Raw genomic sequence first — 16,729 nt, forward strand, 5'->3', positions numbered from 1 at the left:
GCCCGTACGCCGGGCGGTCGCCCGCGGACCGGATGTGCGCCGCCGGAGGCGGCCAGAAAGACAGTCGCCGCGGAGCGGTGTCCTTCGGGGCGTCGTCACCAGACAACAGCTTGTACGCCGGGGCGGTCGCCCGCGAGGCACGCCGACTGAGGCGGCCAACAGTCAGCCGCCGCGAAGCGATGTCCTTCCGGGCGTCATCACACGACCACAGCTCATACGCCGGGCGATCGCCCGCGGACCAGGTACGCGCCGCCGGAGGCGGCCAGAAGACGGAGCGGTGTCCGATGGGCGGTGTCCTGCAAGGCCTCTAGCGTTGGGGGTCGTCGCTCATGACCGGCTCGGGGAGGGAGCCGGCGTTCCATTCTTCGATTCGCCAGCCGGAGCGGCCGGGGAGGAGGGAGACCCAGTTGCAGTTGGAGAGGCCTCCGAAGGCGGGCCAGTTGGCTTGGGGGATGCCGAGGAACAGGCAGATGCCGACGCGGGCGGCGAGGCCGTGGGTGGCGACGACGATGGTGTCCTCGGACGTGCCTTCCAGCGAAATCCGGGTGAGGGCGTCGGAGAAGCGGGTGGCGACCTCTTCGACGGTTTCGCCGTTGGAGCCGCGGCGCTGGGGTTCGCCGCTGCGGATGCGGGCGGCGGCCTCCGGGTTCATGGCGGCGAGCTCGGACATGGTGAGGCCGGCCCAGTCGTCGACGTCGATCTCGCGGAGCGCTTCGTCGTACTCGATCTTCAGGCCGGTCAGCAGCGAGAGCTCACCCGCGGTGGCCGCGGCGCGTTGCAGGTCGCTGGCGAAGAGCCGGGTGGGCGCGAGGGAGGCGAGCCGGGCGGCCGCGGCTCGGGCCTGCGTCAGGCCGACCGAGTCGAGCGGGATGTCGGCCTGGCCTTGGATCTTGTCCTGCAGGTTCCACTCGGTCCGGCCGTGCCGCCAGACGATGAGCCGTCCTGCGCTCATTCAGAGACGCCGGGGACGGGCGACGGCAGCGGGATGGCCGGGCAGTCGCGCCACAGGCGCTCCAGGGAGTAGAACGAGCGCTCCTCGTCGTGCTGGACGTGGATGACGATCTCGAGGTAGTCGAGCAGCACCCAGCGGCCTTCGCGGGCGCCTTCGCGGCGGACCGGCTTGGCGTCGAAGTCGACGCGCAGCTTCTCCTCGATCGCGTCCACGATCGCGCGGACCTGGCGGTCGTTCGAGGCGGACGCGACCAGGAAGGCGTCGGTGATGGCGAGCTGCTCGGAGACGTCGAAGGCGAGGACGTTCTCGGCCTTCTTGTCGTGGGCCGCTTCCGCGGCTGCGGTCAGCAGCTCGATGGCGCGTTCACTGGCAGACATAGACGTCCTAACGGTTGGTGTAGAGCTCACGCTTGGCGATGTACTGGACGATCCCGTCCGGCACCAGGTACCAGGTCGGGTTGCCCTTGGCGACCCGGGCGCGGCACTCGGTCGACGAGATCGCCAGCGCCGGCACCTCGAGCAGGGTGATCCGGTCCATCGGCAGCTGGTCCAGCGGCAGTTCGAGTCCTTCGGTGCCGGGCCGCGTACAGCCGACGAACTGGGCCAGCTTGAACATCTCGTCGACGTCCCGCCAGGTGAGGATCTGGGCGAGCGCGTCGGCGCCGGTGATGAAGAACAGCTCGGCGTCCGGGTACAGCCTGGACAGGTCGCGCAGGGTGTCGATCGTGTACGTCGGACCCGGCCGGTCGATGTCCACGCGGCTGACCGAGAACCGCGGGTTGGACGCGGTCGCGATGACGGTCATCAGGTACCGGTCCTCGGGCGGGGAGACCTTCCGGTCCGACTTCTGCCAGGGCTGGCCGGTCGGGACGAAGATCACCTCGTCGAGGTCGAAGTAGGACTGCACCTCGCTGGCCGCGACCAGGTGTCCGTGATGGATCGGGTCGAACGTGCCACCCATCACGCCGATGCGTCGTACCCGCTCCACCGCCGCCATGCCCATCGAGCCGCTCAGCTGTGCGGCCGGCCCTTGCCCATGATGACGGTGACGAGCAGCAGCAAGACGAGCACGAACAGCGCGAACCCGCCGAACCACCACTTCGAGATGTGCGAGGCCTCGACCGCGGCCTCTTCGACCGCCGCGATCTGCGGCACCAAGTACGTGAGCATGAGGCAGAGCCTATCTCGTGACCGCGGAGACGACAGCGACCGGTGGCCCTGGACTCTCGCCCAGGCGCACCGGTCGCGATAGGAAGGTCAGCGGAGGCGGGCGGAACGGGTCAGCAGCCGGCGCCAGTTGGACGGCGCGGCGTGCGCGCGGCGGGCCTGCGCGGCGACACGGTGCATCTCGTCGATCCGGGCACGGGCAACATCGGGGGTGATCATGATTCCTTCACTGGGTTGGTACGGCGGAACCGGGGTGGACTGTCCCCGGTACCTCAAATTGTACGGTAGGAGCTACGCTCTCACAAACGAATTAAAGGCACAGAGCATTCCTGACCTTAGAATCTGTGGTGAACGGGAGGCGTCATGGACGCGATCGACCGGCAGCTGATCGAGGCGCTCCGGCTGAACGGCCGCTCCAGCTGGGCCGAGCTGGGCCGGGAGGTCGGCTTGTCCGGCCCGAGCGTGCAGGAGCGGGTACGGCGTCTCGAGGAGCGCGGCGTACTGCTCGGGTACCGCGCCGTGGTCGCCCCGGAACAGGTCGGCCTGGGCACGAGTGCGCTGATCGGGCTGTTCCAGCGCGACGACGTCGAGACCGACGACGTGGTGGAGCAGGTCCGTGAGATCCCCGCCGTCGAGGACTGCTGGTTCGTCGCCGGCGACCAGGAACTCGTAGTCAAGGTGCGGGTCGCCGACGTGACCCAACTGGAGGCGGTCGTGGGGTCGCTTCGCCGCGTGAACGGCGTGGTCAGGACGCGGACGACGGTTGTGCTGTCGACTCGCTGGGAAGGGCGTCCCGCGCCCCTGCCCGACTGAGCAGCAGTACGGCGCCCGCCGCGAGTGCGAGGCTCGCGGCGACGGGGTAGAGCAGCCCTGGGGCGTGCTGGTACGTCGTACCGCCGATCGCCGGCGCGAGGAACATGCCGCTGATCGAGGCGGCGGCGTACAGGCTGGAGTACCGCCCGACCATTCCGTCCGGCGCCGCGTCGGCGACGTGCGCCGTGGCGGTCGGCTTGTAGAGCATCTCCCCCGCCGTCATCACGGCGATCGCCACCGCCGCACCACCGAGCGCCGGCCAGACGCCGAGCACGGCCAACCCGATACCGATGCACGCGAAGCCCGCCGCGATCACTCGGGTCGCGCGATGGCCGCGCAGCCGCACGGCGAGCGAGGCCTCGCACAGAACGATCACGACCGAACTGGCGCCGAGCAGCACGCCGTACGCCACCGTCGGCGCGCCCGCGTCGCGTAGCAGCAGCGGCATGGTCGCGAAGATCTGCCGGTAGACGGTGTCGACGATCACGATCGTCACCAGCACGACCAGGACCGCGCGATCCCTCAGGACCGTCTTCCACAATCCGGTTGTCGACAATCCTGTTGTCTGTCGGGCATTCGGGACCCAGCGCCAGATGATCGCGGCCATGACGAGGCTGGTGACGGCGTCGACGACAAACACCAGCGAGAAGTCGTACGCCGCGAGCAGGCCGCCGAGCGGCGGGCCGATGGTGAATCCGGCGTTCGAGGCGGTGCGGGACAGCGCGATGCCCTCACGCCGACGCTCGGCCGGGAGCGAGATGGCGACGAGGGCGCTGAGATTCGGGCGCCCGGCACCGCCGAAGAGGCCGGCCAGGGCCGCGACGACGGCGATCGACGGGCCGGGCACCAATGGCATGGCCAGACAGGAGATCGCCCACAGCAACTGGCTCGCGAGCGCCGCCGTACGCAGGCCGAAACGGTCGCCGAACCACCCGCCGCCCAGGTTGCCGCCGACCAGACCGACGCCGTACGCCGCCGCGGCGAAGCCGGCCTGTTGCGCCGACATGCCGCGGTCTTCGACGAGGTAGAGCGTGAGGTAGATCCAGGCGAGCGCCCCGGCGCCGTTGACGAGCTGGCCGACCATCACGGCCCGGAGCCAGGCGGGCAGTTCCGCGATTCGGCGCCAGTACACGTCCGCCCCCTGAGCTAGAGTGAGTTCCTGTCGGGAACTTACTCGACGGGCCGTCGGGGCGGCAACTGGATTCGAAGGAGTGCGAACGTGCGGCGGAGCACCTTCTCGCCCGAGCCGGACTGTGCGATCGCGCAGTCCCTCGGCGTCATCGGCGACGGCTGGGAGCTGCTGATCGTCCGCGACCTGGCGCGCGGGTTGTCGCGGTTCGACGAGCTCGCCGGCTCGCTGCACATCTCGCGGAAGGTGCTGACCGAGCGGCTGAACAGCCTGGTCGACAGCCGGATTGTCAACAAAACTGCGTATCAGGACCGGCCGACGCGGTACGCGTACGAGCTGACGCCGCGCGGCCGCGCGCTGCTGCCCGTACTCGTCGCGCTGCAGGACTGGGGCGACCGCTGGCTGCTCGGGGACGGCTCGCTGACCGGAACGAACGCCGCGGACGAGCCGCCGGCACAGCGCCTGCACGAGCTCGTGGGTCAGCGGATCCCGTACGTCGCGCTACCGTCCACCCGCAGCACGACAGCCGACGCCCCGTCAGCCAACGGCACGACAGCCGACGCCGACCCCCCGTCACTCCACGGCGCGACAGCCGACGCCAACGCCCCGTCCACCCGCGGCACGTCGGCCGACGCCCCGCCAGCCCACCCCACGACAGCCGACGCCGACGGCCCGCCGACTCGTGGCTCGGCGGTTGGCGCCGATGGTCTGTCGGCGCGTGGCGCCGCGGTTGACGTGGTTGATGTGGGCGCGCGGGCCACTGTGATCTTCGGGTATCCGGCGACGGGTCGGCCGACTCCGTTGCCGGACGGTTGGGGTGAGATCCCCGGGGCCGCCGGCTGCACCTTGGAGAACCGGCTGTTCGCGGCGCGGTACGACGAGTTTGCGGCGAAGGGGATCGCTGTGCGCGGGGTGAGTACGCAGCGGACCGACGAGCAGCAGGCGTTCGCACAAGCGGAGGAAATCCCACACCTGCTGCTGTCCGATCTCGATCTGGAACTGACGGCCGCGCTGCGGCTGCCGACGTTCCGCGCGGGCGGGTACGAGCGGCTGAAACGGTTCGTGCTGATCGTGGGCGCGGACCGGGTGATCCGATCGGTCCGGTATCCCGTCACCGACATCGCCGACGCGGTCGACTGGGCGCTCACGACTGGCTGAAGAACGACTTCACCTCGGCGGCGATCCGGCGGACGGCCTCGGGCTTGCCGTTCGGGTTGACGCCGCCCGGGTCCGAGGACGAGCCGTGGTCGTAGCCGTCGAACTCGATCCGGCGGCAATGCGGCAGCACCTTCTCCAGCGTCGCGCGACCGGGCTCGAGGCCAGGCAGGCCTTTGCTGCCGCCAAGGAGCAGCACCTCGGCGTCGACCGTACGGAACGCGTCGAAGGTGCCGGCCAGTTCGGCGACGATCGTGCCCTCGGCGTGGATCGTGGGGGCGAGCTGTCGCATGGTGATCGCACCCGGCGCGGCCTGGCGCTCTTCCTTCGCCATCATCTTCTCGGTCATCCAGCGGAGCAGGCCGCGCGGCATCACCTTCAGGAACGGCGGCGCCATCTCGAAGCCGAACATGCTCGTCACCATCGCGCCGGCGACATCCCCGCGGGCGATCTCCCGATCGAACCGCGCCAGCCACTCGCGGTGCGGAGCGCCGTCGGCGACGATCGCGGGCTCGTAGAGCGCGACCTGCTTCAGGGACGGGAGGGTGCGGGCCGCCTCCAGGACCACCGCTCCCCCGGCGCTGACACCGAACGCGCGCTGCGCCCCGGCCGCGTCGAGGACGGCTTCCAGGTCCTCGATCTCGGTGCGGACGTTGTGGTCCGGCCGATGCGGACCAGAGAGCCCGCGGCCGCGGCGGTCCGGCAGGTAGACGGTGTACTCGTCGGCCAGCGCCTCCGCGAACAAGGTGTGGCTGCGGGCCGACTCCATGCTGCCGTGCAGGACGACGACGGCCGGTCCCTGGCCGGTCGTGTAGTAGCCGATCTCGGTGCCGTCGCGAGAGGCGACGGTGTGTTGGGTCAGTTCTGCTGATCTCATGGATCGATAGTTACATGCGCTCTAGTTACATTGCAACTAGTTTCGATAGCCTCTATGGTTGGAACGTGACTTTTCGACGCTCGTCGCTGGCGCTCGCGATCCTCGGCCTGCTGGAGAACGGGCCGCTGCATCCGTACGGGATCCAGCGGCTGCTGAAGCAGTGGGGCAAGGACCAGGTGGTCAACGTCGGCCAACGGACCAGCCTGTACCGGATGATCGTGCGCCTGGAGGAAGCCGGACTGATCACGGCCGGCGCGACGGAGCGGGACGAGCGGTACCCCGAGCGGACCGTCTACCACCTCACCGACGAGGGGCGCACGATCTGCCGGGAATGGCTGGCGGAGATCCTCACCACGCCGCGCAACGAGTTCCCCGAGTTCCCCGCGGGCCTGTCGTTCGTGATGCTGCTACCACCGCAGACAGCCTGCGAGCTCCTCGCACAACGCCGCGAGCGCCTGACGAAGCGCATCGCCGAACTGCACCTGGAGCTCGGCTCCGAGGTCGACGGCCACCCGGTCCCCCGCTTCGCTCTCCTGGAGTCGGAGTACCAGGTCGCCGTGACGGTCGCCGAAGCCGAATGGATCGACAGAGTGCTCGACGACCTCCGGACCGGCGCCCTGACCTGGACGCCCGGCCCGGCCTGATCAGGTGCGGATCTGGCCTTCGCCGGTGACGACGTACTTGGTAGAGGTCATCTCGGGCAGGCCCATCGGCCCGCGGGCGTGGAGTTTCTGGGTGGAGATGCCGATCTCGGCGCCGAAGCCGAACTCGCCGCCGTCCGTGAAGCGGGTGCTGGCGTTCACCACGACCGCCGCCGAGTCGACCGCGGTCGTGAAGCGCCGCGCGGCCGCCTGCGAGCGGGTGATGATCGCGTCGGTGTGACCCGAGCTGTACCGGCGGATGTGCTGCACGGCGTCCTCGAGCGAGCCCACGACCGCGGCCGACAGATCGAGCGAGTTGTACTCGGTCCCGTAGTCCTCCTCGGTCGCCGCCACCACACCATTGCCAGCAGCAACTACCGCCGCGTCCCCGTGCACGGTCACACCGGCTTCGGCGAGGGCGGGCAGCGCGCGGGCCAGGAACTCCTCGGCGACATCCGCGTGGACCAGCAGCGACTCGGCCGCGTTGCAGACGCTCGGGCGCTGGGTCTTCGAGTTCAGCAGGATCTCCAGACCGAGGCCGAGATCCGCGTCCGCGTCGATGTACACGTGACAGTTGCCGACACCGGTCTCGATGACCGGCACGGACGACTCACTCACGACGGTCTGGATCAGCCCGGCGCCGCCGCGCGGGATCAGTACGTCGACCAGCCCGCGCGCCTGCATGAGCTCCTTGACCGCGGCCCGATCCGTCGGCACGCCCTGGACCACGTCGGCCGGCAACCCCGCCGACTCGGCAGCATCCCGCAGTACGGCGATGATCGCCTTGTTGGACGCGGCCGCGGACGACGAACCGCGCAGCAGGACAGCGTTGCCGGACTTCAGGCAGATGCCCGCGGCGTCGGCAGTCACGTTCGGACGCGCCTCGTAGATGATGCCGACGACGCCGAACGGCACCCGCACCTGGCGGAGCTCGAGGCCGTTGGGCAGCGTGTATCCGCGGACGACCTCGCCGATCGGGTCCGCGAGGCCGGCGAGCTGCTCCAACCCGGCCGCCATCCCGTCGACGCGCGCCGGGTTCAGCGCCAGGCGGTCGACGGTGGACTCCGGCGTACCGGCTTCCCGCGCCGCGGCGACGTCGACGGCGTTCGCCTCGACGATCGCGTCCGTGTTGTCCCGCAGCGCCGCCGCCATCGCGTGCAACGCCGCGTCCTTGGTCGCCCGGGACGCCTCCGCCAACGCGTACGACGCCACGCGCGCCCGCCGCGCCAGCTCGATGATCTCGCTCACCCCTTCATCGTAGTGCGGCCCCGCCGCCTCCCTGCCCCTCGTCTCTCAGGTGGACTTTGTGCACCCACCGACCATGAGATCGCCCCGGTGAAAATGTGCGGTGCGTGCACAAAGTCGGCCAGATGATCGACCGCGTCGTGTTCGCGCCGGCCGACGGCGGTACCGACGTACCGCAGATCAGCGGCGGCGTAGGCGTGGCAGGCGGGCCAGCGCGTGGGCCAGCGGGACGACTGCGGCGAGGGCGAGGTTGAGGCGGCGGTCGGGCGGTGCGATCGGGACGCCGTCCGCGCGCAGCCGACGCCAGGCCCACACGCTGAACGGGATCACGACCAGCGGCGTGGTGACCAGGCCGGGCGTGTAGCGCCGCAGGACCACCGACTGGGCGATGTGCGTGCCGGCGTGCAGACCGAAGCCCAGCAGCGACGTCTGGAAGAACTTGCTGCGTCCGCCCGTCGCGGCGCCCGCGGCGGAGGCGGCCGCCATCGCGATGCCAGTCAGGCCGATCGCGGTGGCGGCCTCCGTCCGCGACATCGGCAGCACCTTCGTCAGCGGTGCCGGCAGATCCGGCTGCTGTGAGAACGACGGCATCGTGGCGAGTTCCTCGAGGTCGTGGACGATCCAGGCAGCGAGGAGACCCCAGGCGAGCTTCACACCGTCATCGTAGGTTCTGGCACCGCAGGCTCTGGCTCGAGAGGCTCCTGCTCGCGAGACTCCTGCTTACGAGGCTCTTGCTCGGGAGCCCGCTGCCGGCGGTCGCGGAGGATCTTGAACAGGGTCCGCAGCGTCAGCAGGGCCACGATGCCTACGATCTGACCGCCGAGAACGACCTTGGTGACGTCGACTGCCGGCGACCAGGTGACCTCGTCGTCCTTGATGACGTAGACGCCGACCGGCCGTGCCGACAGGCCGATCCCACCGCCGGACCCCTCGGCGCCGCGCCCGTTGGCGTCCTCGCCCCGGCCGCCGCCTCCGCCGCCGGCGATCCGTGCGACCGGAAGCACCGTGAGCCCCTTGTAACTCACCGGAGTACCGAACACCGTTCCGGCCTTCACACTGTCCACCACTCCGCGCAGCACTTCGAGAACGTCCGACTGCGTCTTGTCCGGCTTTCCCATGTCTGTCGGCCTCCCCTGGTCTCAACCGCTCACACATCGCCTCCAGACTCGGCACGACGACGTACGGCGTCCAGAGGACTCGGTCCCGGCAGAACGGGACCTCTGGGACGGGACAGTCGCCACCGCCTCGGCGAGACTCGTGCCGAGGAGGTGCGATCATGCTCAAACAGACCGAACGCCGCCCCTCACGGGCGAGCCGGCGGACCGGCTACGTGTTCGCCGTCGTGTTCAACGCCGTCGCGCTCTACGCCATCCATGTCTGGCCCGGCTGGCAGCAGGTCCCGTTCCTCACGTCCGACACCGAACAGGTGCTCGGTTGGGTCAGCGCGACGCTGATCGCGGGACTCGCGGTGAACGTCGTCTATCTGCTGACGGACCCGCGCTGGCTGAAGTCGCTGGGTGACCTGACCGTCACCGGCGTGGGGCTGGTCGCGATCATCCGCGTCTGGCAGGTCTTCCCGTTCGACTTCGGGGACCCGTGGGTGCCACTCGCCCGGATCCTGCTGGCGATCGGGTTCTTCGGGTCGATCGCCGCCATGATCGTCCAGCTCGTCGTCCTGGTGGCGGACGGGAGCCGAGCGCGCCGCCGTTAGAGCAGGACCAGGTCGTCGCGGTGCACGACCTCGCGTTCGTACGCCGCTCCGAGCTCGCGCGCGAGGTCCCGCGTGGAACGCCCGAGCAGGTCGGGCAGTTCGGACGCGTCGTAGTTGACCAGCCCGCGCGCGACGACGACACCTGAGGGCGAGACGAGGTCGACAGGGTCGCCGGCCGAGAACGTGCCTTCCACCGCAGAGATACCGGCCGGCAACAGCGACGCGCGGCGGTGCGTCAACGCGCGCACCGCGCCCTCGTCGAGGTGCAGGATGCCCTGGCCGGAGGTCGCGTGCGCGAGCCACAGCAGGCGTGTCTTGCGGCGCCGGCCGGTGGGATGGAACAGCGTGCCCACCGGATCCCCGCGGAGTGCCTCGCCGACCCGGCCGGCGGAGGTCAGGACCACCGGGATCCCTGCCTCCGTGGCGATCGCGGCCGCCTCGACCTTCGTCTGCATCCCGCCCGTGCCGACACCGGACGCCCCGGTCTTCCCGATCGCCAGCGGCTCCAGGTCGGCGGGGCCGCGGATCTCGGTGACCATCGACGTACCGGGCTTGCGGGGATCACCGTCGTACAGGCCGTCGACGTCGGACAGCAGGAGCAGCAGGTCCGCGTGCACCAGGTGACCGGTCAGCGCCGCGAGCCGGTCGTTGTCGCCGAAGCGGATCTCGGTGGTCGCGACCGTGTCGTTCTCGTTCACGATCGGCACGACGCCGAGCTCGAGCAGCCGGGCGAACGTCCGGTACGCGTTGCGGTAGTGCGCTCGCCGGGTCACGTCGTCGACCGTCAGCAGCACCTGCCCGACGCGCAGCCCGTGGGCCGCGAAAGCGTCGCTGTAGCGGGCCATCAGCAGTCCCTGGCCGACCGACGCGGCCGCCTGCTGCGTCGCCAGGTCCCGCGGCCGGGTCCGCAACCCCATCGGGGCGAGCCCGGCGGCGATCGCGCCGGAGGAGACGAGTACGACCTCGGTGCCCTCCACCCGGCGCGCCGCGATGGCGTCGACGAGCAGCCGGAGCCGTTCCAGGTCGATCTTGCCGCGCTGGGTCAGCGACGACGAGCCGACCTTCACGACGATTCGCGTGGCGTTCAGCGCCTCCGCGCGATGCTTCATGAAATCAACCGTTCTGGTCGAGATCCTCCGCCGCGGCCAGCTCGCGCGCCTCCTTGCGCGCCTGCTTCGCCGCGGCCTCTGCCGCTCGCTTCGCCGCGGCCGGGGACAGGTCGACCTCGTCGGCGTCCCAGTTCGCGCCGTACTGCGACCAGTCCTCGGCGCGCTCCCCCTCGCGGAAGGCGTGGTACTCGGTGTCCTTGGCCTGCCGCCGCTGTGCCGCGGGGCGAACCTCCTCGAGCCGGTGGTCCTCACCGCGCCGGGCGAGGATCTCCGCGCCGGCCTGCACGTCGGGCGCGAAGTCGAACACGATCGCGTTCGGACCGTCGCCGATCACCACCGCGTCGCCCGGCCGCGCACCGAGCTTCAGCAGCTCCTCCTCGACGCCGAGCCGGTTCAGCCGGTCGGCGAGGTAGCCGGTCGCCTCCGCGTTGGCGAAGTCGGTCTGCTTCACCCAGCGCTCGGGCTTCTGGCCCTGGACCAGCCAGCCGCCGTCGTCCGGCAGCTTCTTCACCTTGAACTCGGGCCCGCCCTGCATCTGCGGCCGGATCACGATCCGCGTGGTGTCGGGCTTCTCCTGCTCCGCGCGCCGCCGTACGACGATCTCGGCCATCGCGAACTTCAGCGCCTCCAGGCCCTCGTGCGACGCAGTCGAGATCGGGAACACCCGGTACCCGCGCTCCACCAGCTCGGCCTGCACCATCTCGGCGATCTCACGCGCGTCCGGTACGTCGATCTTGTTCAGGGCAACGAGTCGGGGCCGGTCCTCGAGCCCGCCGTGCGCGGTCAGCTCGGCCTCGATCGTGTCCAGGTCGCTCAACGGGTCGCGGCCCGGCTCGTACGTCGCGCAGTCGACGACGTGGACCAGCGCGGCGCACCGCTCCACGTGCCGCAGGAAGTCGTACCCGAGGCCACGGCCCTCGCTCGCACCCTCGATCAGACCGGGGACGTCGGCGACAGTGAACGTGGTGTCACCGGCAACGACGACGCCGAGGTTCGGGATCAGGGTGGTGAACGGGTAGTCGGCGATCTTCGGCCGGGCGCGGCTAATCGCGGCGATCAGCGACGACTTGCCGGCGCTCGGGAACCCGACCAGGCCGACGTCCGCGACGACCTTCAGCTCCAGGACGAGCGTGCGCTCCTCGCCGTCCTCACCGAGCAGCGCGAAACCGGGCGCCTTGCGGGAACTGCTCGCCAGGGCCGCGTTGCCCAGACCGCCCTTACCGCCCTGCGCCGCGACGAACTCCGCCCCCGGTCCGACGAGATCGGCCAGGACGTCGCCGTCCGCCGTACTGATGACGGTGCCGTCCGGGACGCCGAGGACCACGTCGCCGCCGTTGCTGCCGGCCTGGTTGTCACCCTTGCCCTGGGCACCGTTCGTCGCGGTGCGGTGGCTGGAGCGGTGGTAGTCGACGAGCGTCGTCACGTCCGGGTCGACGCGCAGGATCACACTGCCGCCGTCACCGCCGTTGCCGCCGTCGGGACCGCCGAGCGGCTTGAACTTCTCCCGGTGCACCGAGGCGCAGCCGTTCCCGCCGCGGCCCGCGGTGACGTGCACCGTGACGCGGTCGACGAAACTGGGGATGGCCATCGGTGTTCTCTACTTCCTGCAGGAGCCAAGTACTACTTACACAGCAAAAGGGCGGGTGCGCGGTATTCCGCGACCCGCCCTTCGACAGAGCTTCGTGAACCGGGTGGCGGTGTTACTCCGCCGGCGCCGGGACGATGTTGACGACGCGGCGACCGCGCCGGGTGCCGAACTCCACGGTGCCCTCGGCCAGCGCGAACAGCGTGTCGTCGCCGCCACGGCCGACCAGGTTGCCCGGGTGGAAGTGCGTGCCGCGCTGCCGGACGATGATCTCGCCGGCGTTCACCAGCTGACCGCCGTACCGCTTCACGCCGAGGCGCTGGGCGTTGGAGTCACGACCGTTGCGGGTCGAGGCCGCTCCCTTTTTGTGTGCCATCTGTTGATCAGCTCACTTCTTCTTTGCGTCGATCGCGGTGACCTTGACCTGGGTGTAGTGCTGACGGTGCCCCTGGCGCTTGCGGTAACCGGTCTTGTTCTTGTACTTGAGGATGTTGATCTTCGGGCCCTTGGTGCGGCCGAGAACCTCAGCCGACACGGCCACGTTGGCCAGCGCCGCGGCGTCGGCCGTCACGGTGTCGCCATCGACGACGAGGACCGCCGGCAGCGCGACGGTGTCGCCCACCTTCTCGGTCAGGCTGTCGATCTCGATGACATCGCCGACGGCGACCTTCTGCTGGGTGCCGCCACTGCGCACGATCGCGTACACCGTGGATCTCACTCTCTGCTGGATCGGAAAACTTACGGGTGTGATGGTGTGAGGTCGTCGCGAGGACGAACTCCTCACACACTTTCACACCGACACGAGTAGGGTGCGCCGAGCGCACCCGCTCAACTTTACAGGGTTGAGCCTGCAAAGTTGAAATCGGGTCAGCTGCCGGTGGTGACGAGTTCCGAAGGCTCGGTCGCGTCACTGTCGGTAGCGGTCTTGCTCCGGCTGCGGCTGCTGCGCCGCCGCCGGGTGGTCTTCGGTGCGCCGTTCTGCGCCGCGTCGGCCTCGACGACCTCGGTCGCCTCGGCAGACTCGGGTGCGGTCTCGGCGGCCGGAGCCGGGAAGCCGGTGGCCTCCGGACTCACGTGCTCCTCCGCGTCCGCGGAGACCGGGTAGCCGGTGGGCTCCGGCGTACCGTCCACCGCGCCCGGCGTGGCGTCGGCCTCGTCCTTCTTCGCGGTCGCCGCAGCGATCTGGGCCAGCCTCTGGGCGGCGTCGCCGTTGTGCTGCAGCGCCTCCGGCTCGGCGGCCTGCTCGTCCTCGCCGCGACCCTTGCCGCGGCGGCGGCGCGAGCTCTTCCGGCCGCTCTCCTCCGCCTGCTTGCCGTGGTCGTGACCGCTCTGGCCGCTTCCACTCTGGCCGCTTCCACTCTGGCCGTTTCCACTCTGGCCGTTTCCGCTCTGGCCGTTGCGACCGTCGCGGCGACGGGACTCCTTCGGCTCGTCGTGCAGGATCAGCCCGCGGCCGCCGCAGTGGTCGCAGTTCTCGCTGAACGCCTCGAGCAGACCGGTGCCGATCCGCTTCCGGGTCATCTGGACCAGGCCGAGCGAGGTGACCTCGGCGACCTGGTGCTTGGTGCGGTCGCGGCCCAGGCACTCGACCAGCCGGCGCAGCACCAGGTCTCGGTTCGACTCCAGCACCATGTCGATGAAGTCGATCACGATGATGCCGCCGATGTCGCGGAGCCGGAGCTGCCGGACGATCTCCTCGGCCGCCTCCAGGTTGTTCTTGGTGACGGTCTCCTCGAGGTTGCCGCCGGAGCCGGTGAACTTGCCGGTGTTCACGTCGACGACCGTCATCGCCTCGGTGCGGTCGATGATCAGCGAGCCGCCGGACGGCAGCCAGACCTTGCGGTCCAGCGCCTTCTTGATCTGCTCGTCGATCCGGTAGTTCGCGAAGACGTCGCCGTCGCCGCTCCACTTCTCGACCCGGTCGGCCAGGTGCGGCGCGACGCCCTCGACGTACTCCCGGACCTGGTCGTAGGCGCGGTCGCCGGAGATCACCAGCTTGGCGAAGTCCTCGGTGAACAGGTCGCGGACGACGCGGATCAGCAGGTCCGGCTCGCCGTACAGCAGCTGCGGGGCCTGGCCGTTCTTGGACTTCTTGTCGATGTCCTCCCAGGCGGCCTGCAGGCGGCTGACGTCGGCGGTCAGCTCCTCCTCCGACGCGCCCTCGGCCGCGGTCCGGACGATGACGCCGGCCTCGTCGGGGACGATGTCCTTGAGGATCGCCTTCAGCCGGTTCCGCTCGGTGTCGGGCAGCTTGCGGCTGATGCCGCCGTTGCCGCCGCGCGGCACGTACACGACATACCGGCCGGGCAGGCTGATCTGGTTGGTCAGGCGGGCGCCCTTGTGGCCGATCGGGTCCTTGGTCACCTGGACCAGGACCGACTGGCCGGACTTCAGCACCTGCTCGATCTTGCGCGGGCCGTTCGCGCCGCCGAGGGTGACCCAGTCGACCTCACCGGCGTACAGCACCGCGTTGCGGCCTTTGCCGATGTCGATGAACGCGGCCTCCATGCTGGGCAGCACGTTCTGCACGCGGCCGAGGTACACGTTGCCGATCAGCGAGGTCTGCTCCGCCGTCGTCACGTAGTGCTCGACCAGCACGTTGTCCTCGGAGACCGCGATCTGGGTCAGGTCCTCGCGGGACCGGATCACCATCGTCCGCTCGACCGACTCGCGCCGGGCCAGGAACTCGGCCTCGGTGACGATCGGCGCGCGGCGGCGGCCGGCGGCGCGGCCCTCGCGGCGGCGCTGCTTCTTCGCCTCCAGGCGGGTCGAGCCCTCGACCGCGGTGATCTCGTTCGCGGTGTTCTTGCTGCGCGGCTCCCGGACCCGGACGACGGTCTCGTCGGGGTCGTCCGGGGAGGCGGCGCTGTCCTCGCCCTTGCGGCGGCGCCGGCGACGGCGACGGCGCGACGAACTGCTGCCGGACTCGCCGTCCTCGTCGGTGTCCGCACCGTCCTGGTCGGCGTCCTCGGCCTGGGCGTCGGCGTCCTGCTCGGAGTCGTCGTCGTGGTCGTCGGCGTCCTGCTCGTCGGCGCTGTCCTCGGCGCCGTCCCCGTCACCGGACTTGCGGCGGCGGCGACCGCCGCGGCGGCGCCGGCGACGACGGGTCCCCTCGCCACCCTCGTCGCCGTCCTCGGCTTCGGTCTGCGCATCCGTCTGCGCATCCGTCTGGGCGTCAGTCTGGACGTCCGTCTGGGCCTCGGTCTCGTCGGCGACCGCCTCGGCGGCCTCCAGGACCGGCTCGGCGCGGTCGGCCGCGACCTCTTCGGGGGTCTCGGCGGTCTGCGGCTCCGCGTCGCGGTTGCGGCGGCTCCGGCGGCGGCGCGTGGTCGGCGGCTGCTCGTCGTCGCCCGGCGCCGGGGTGGTGTCGGAGGTCGCCTCGACCGGGCTGGTCGCCTCAGCCTGCGCGGGCGCCTTCTGCGCCTTGACCTGGGACGTCTCGACGGGCGCCTGGAACAGCACGGCCGCGGGGGCGGCGGCGCGCCGGCGGGTCCGCCGGGTGCTCGTCTCCTCGGCCGGGGCCTCGGCAGCCGCCTCAGCCGGGGCAGCGGTCGGCGCGTCGGCGCCGTCCTCGGCTGCGGCCCGGGCGCGAGTGTTGCGGCTCCGGCGGGTGCTGCGGCCACCGTCCGCGTCGGCGGGCGTCTCGCGGGGCGCCTCGACGGCAGCCGCGTCGACCGTGGCGTCGGCAGCGGGGTCGACGGCTGCGGTCTTCGACGTACGGCGGCGGGAGGTGCGCTTGCGAGCCGGCGCGTCGTCCGCCGGCGCCGCGTCCGCGCTGGTGGTGACGTCAGCGGTGGCGTCGGCGACAGGGCCGTCCGTGACCGGGGAGTCCTCGGCCGGAAGCGGGGCGGCCGCCTTCTTGGCGGTGCGCTTGCGGGTGGTCTTCTTCGCGACCGGCGCGTTCTCGACGACCGGGCCGGCGTCCGCGGTGGACGTCGCGGTCTCCTCGGCGAACTCCGGGAACGCGTCCTGGCCGGCCGCCTTCTTCGCGGGGCGCCTGGCGGCGGTCTTCTTGGCCGGGGCCTTCGCGGCGGCCTTCGTGGCCGTGGTCCTCTTCGCGGCGGCCTTCTTGGCGGCCGCCTTCTTCGCCGGCGCCGGGGCCGGGTCGGCCGCCTGGTCGTCGGACTGGGTCGGGACCGCCGTCACGTCGTCGGCGACGGTCTTCTTCGCCGCGCGCTTGCGCGGCGTGCTGGTCTTCTTCGCGGCCGCGGCCTTCTTGGCGGTCCTGCGCGCAGAGGCGGCGGGCTGGTCGGGGGTAGCCGTTTCGGCTGCTTCGGTGGTCGGCTCGTTGTCGAGCATGTAGTGCGGGTCTCCTCAAGCCCTCCGGCGCATCCTGCGACCCCTGT

General features: G+C 70.8%; 19 protein-coding genes. 4 read left to right on the forward strand and 15 right to left on the reverse strand.

Annotated features, from left to right (window positions below; translation table 11 throughout):
• Nucleotides 1-307: 307 nt before the first annotated feature.
• The 5 genes from AB0I12_RS34195 to AB0I12_RS34215 all read right to left on the reverse strand — a co-directional run bounded on the left by AB0I12_RS34195 (nt 308) and on the right by AB0I12_RS34215 (nt 2,337).
• The gene (locus tag AB0I12_RS34195) at nt 308-952 is read right to left on the reverse strand and encodes a histidine phosphatase family protein (protein ID WP_359937775.1); all 645 of its coding nucleotides are present in this window, start codon (nt 950-952) and stop codon (nt 308-310) included.
• Nucleotides 949-1,329, reverse strand: a complete 381-nt coding sequence (gene rsfS, locus AB0I12_RS34200; RefSeq protein WP_355689275.1) for a ribosome silencing factor — start codon at nt 1,327-1,329, stop codon at nt 949-951. Before rsfS ends, AB0I12_RS34195 begins: the two co-directional genes overlap by 4 nt.
• A gap of 7 nt (nt 1,330-1,336) precedes the next feature.
• Nucleotides 1,337-1,948 carry a nicotinate-nucleotide adenylyltransferase gene (gene nadD, locus AB0I12_RS34205; protein ID WP_355689722.1) on the reverse strand — a complete coding sequence of 204 codons (612 nt, stop codon included), beginning with the start codon at nt 1,946-1,948 and terminating at the stop codon, nt 1,337-1,339.
• A gap of 14 nt (nt 1,949-1,962) precedes the next feature.
• Nucleotides 1,963-2,121 (reverse strand): hypothetical protein, encoded by a 159-nt coding sequence (locus AB0I12_RS34210; RefSeq protein ID WP_355483897.1) that lies wholly within the window; start codon nt 2,119-2,121, stop codon nt 1,963-1,965.
• Nucleotides 2,122-2,208: 87 nt separating this feature from the next.
• Nucleotides 2,209-2,337 (reverse strand): hypothetical protein, encoded by a 129-nt coding sequence (locus AB0I12_RS34215; RefSeq protein ID WP_359937779.1) that lies wholly within the window; start codon nt 2,335-2,337, stop codon nt 2,209-2,211.
• A gap of 144 nt (nt 2,338-2,481) precedes the next feature.
• On the opposite strand from AB0I12_RS34215, the gene AB0I12_RS34220 reads away from it, so the two are divergent.
• Nucleotides 2,482-2,931: an Lrp/AsnC family transcriptional regulator gene (locus tag AB0I12_RS34220; protein WP_355689279.1), complete on the forward strand. Its 450-nt coding sequence runs from the start codon at nt 2,482-2,484 to the stop codon at nt 2,929-2,931.
• Here AB0I12_RS34220 and AB0I12_RS34225 read toward each other — a convergent pair.
• Entirely contained in the window at nt 2,864-4,063 is a 1,200-nt protein-coding gene (locus AB0I12_RS34225) for an MFS transporter (RefSeq protein ID WP_359937782.1), read from the reverse strand. The genes AB0I12_RS34220 and AB0I12_RS34225 overlap by 68 nt on opposite strands.
• Before the next feature lie 87 nt (nt 4,064-4,150).
• Here AB0I12_RS34225 and AB0I12_RS34230 point away from each other — a divergent pair, with 87 nt between their 5' ends.
• Complete coding sequence (locus AB0I12_RS34230) at nt 4,151-5,218, forward strand: winged helix-turn-helix transcriptional regulator (protein ID WP_359937785.1); 1,068 nt, start codon at nt 4,151-4,153, stop codon at nt 5,216-5,218.
• Here AB0I12_RS34230 and AB0I12_RS34235 read toward each other — a convergent pair.
• The gene (locus tag AB0I12_RS34235) at nt 5,205-6,092 is read right to left on the reverse strand and encodes an alpha/beta hydrolase (RefSeq protein WP_359937788.1); all 888 of its coding nucleotides are present in this window, start codon (nt 6,090-6,092) and stop codon (nt 5,205-5,207) included. The two genes, AB0I12_RS34230 and AB0I12_RS34235, sit on opposite strands and share 14 nt — an antisense overlap.
• A gap of 65 nt (nt 6,093-6,157) precedes the next feature.
• Between AB0I12_RS34235 and AB0I12_RS34240 the strand changes: the two genes are divergently transcribed.
• Nucleotides 6,158-6,736, forward strand: coding sequence for a PadR family transcriptional regulator (locus tag AB0I12_RS34240; RefSeq protein ID WP_359937791.1), 579 nt, complete (start codon nt 6,158-6,160; stop codon nt 6,734-6,736).
• On the opposite strand, the gene AB0I12_RS34245 is transcribed toward AB0I12_RS34240, so the two are convergent.
• From AB0I12_RS34245 to AB0I12_RS34255, 3 genes are all read right to left on the reverse strand, one after another.
• Complete coding sequence (locus AB0I12_RS34245; protein WP_359937794.1) at nt 6,737-7,981, reverse strand: glutamate-5-semialdehyde dehydrogenase; 1,245 nt, start codon at nt 7,979-7,981, stop codon at nt 6,737-6,739.
• Between the two features lie 177 nt (nt 7,982-8,158).
• On the reverse strand, nt 8,159-8,632 hold the full coding sequence (locus tag AB0I12_RS34250; protein WP_359937797.1) for an HXXEE domain-containing protein: 474 nt from the start codon (nt 8,630-8,632) through the stop codon (nt 8,159-8,161).
• The gene (locus tag AB0I12_RS34255) at nt 8,629-9,096 is read right to left on the reverse strand and encodes a spore germination protein GerW family protein (RefSeq protein ID WP_359937800.1); all 468 of its coding nucleotides are present in this window, start codon (nt 9,094-9,096) and stop codon (nt 8,629-8,631) included. Before AB0I12_RS34255 ends, AB0I12_RS34250 begins: the two co-directional genes overlap by 4 nt.
• A gap of 158 nt (nt 9,097-9,254) precedes the next feature.
• Here AB0I12_RS34255 and AB0I12_RS34260 point away from each other — a divergent pair, with 158 nt between their 5' ends.
• Nucleotides 9,255-9,689 (forward strand): hypothetical protein, encoded by a 435-nt coding sequence (locus tag AB0I12_RS34260; protein ID WP_359937803.1) that lies wholly within the window; start codon nt 9,255-9,257, stop codon nt 9,687-9,689.
• Here the strand turns inward: AB0I12_RS34260 and proB are convergent.
• The 5 genes from proB to AB0I12_RS34285 all read right to left on the reverse strand — a co-directional run bounded on the left by proB (nt 9,686) and on the right by AB0I12_RS34285 (nt 16,682).
• Complete coding sequence (proB, locus tag AB0I12_RS34265; RefSeq protein ID WP_359937806.1) at nt 9,686-10,798, reverse strand: glutamate 5-kinase; 1,113 nt, start codon at nt 10,796-10,798, stop codon at nt 9,686-9,688. The two genes, AB0I12_RS34260 and proB, sit on opposite strands and share 4 nt — an antisense overlap.
• 4 nt (nt 10,799-10,802) lie before the next feature.
• Nucleotides 10,803-12,386 (reverse strand): GTPase ObgE, encoded by a 1,584-nt coding sequence (gene obgE / locus AB0I12_RS34270; protein ID WP_359937809.1) that lies wholly within the window; start codon nt 12,384-12,386, stop codon nt 10,803-10,805.
• Nucleotides 12,387-12,498: 112 nt separating this feature from the next.
• The gene (rpmA, locus tag AB0I12_RS34275; RefSeq protein ID WP_132152713.1) at nt 12,499-12,759 is read right to left on the reverse strand and encodes a 50S ribosomal protein L27; all 261 of its coding nucleotides are present in this window, start codon (nt 12,757-12,759) and stop codon (nt 12,499-12,501) included.
• Nucleotides 12,760-12,771: 12 nt separating this feature from the next.
• Complete coding sequence (rplU, locus tag AB0I12_RS34280) at nt 12,772-13,089, reverse strand: 50S ribosomal protein L21 (protein WP_344191216.1); 318 nt, start codon at nt 13,087-13,089, stop codon at nt 12,772-12,774.
• A gap of 161 nt (nt 13,090-13,250) precedes the next feature.
• Nucleotides 13,251-16,682 (reverse strand): Rne/Rng family ribonuclease, encoded by a 3,432-nt coding sequence (locus AB0I12_RS34285; RefSeq protein WP_359937812.1) that lies wholly within the window; start codon nt 16,680-16,682, stop codon nt 13,251-13,253.
• Nucleotides 16,683-16,729 lie beyond the last annotated feature (47 nt).

This window comes from Kribbella sp. NPDC050459 (genome assembly GCF_040655315.1).
In the GTDB taxonomy this organism is placed as follows: Bacteria; Actinomycetota; Actinomycetes; order Propionibacteriales; family Kribbellaceae; genus Kribbella.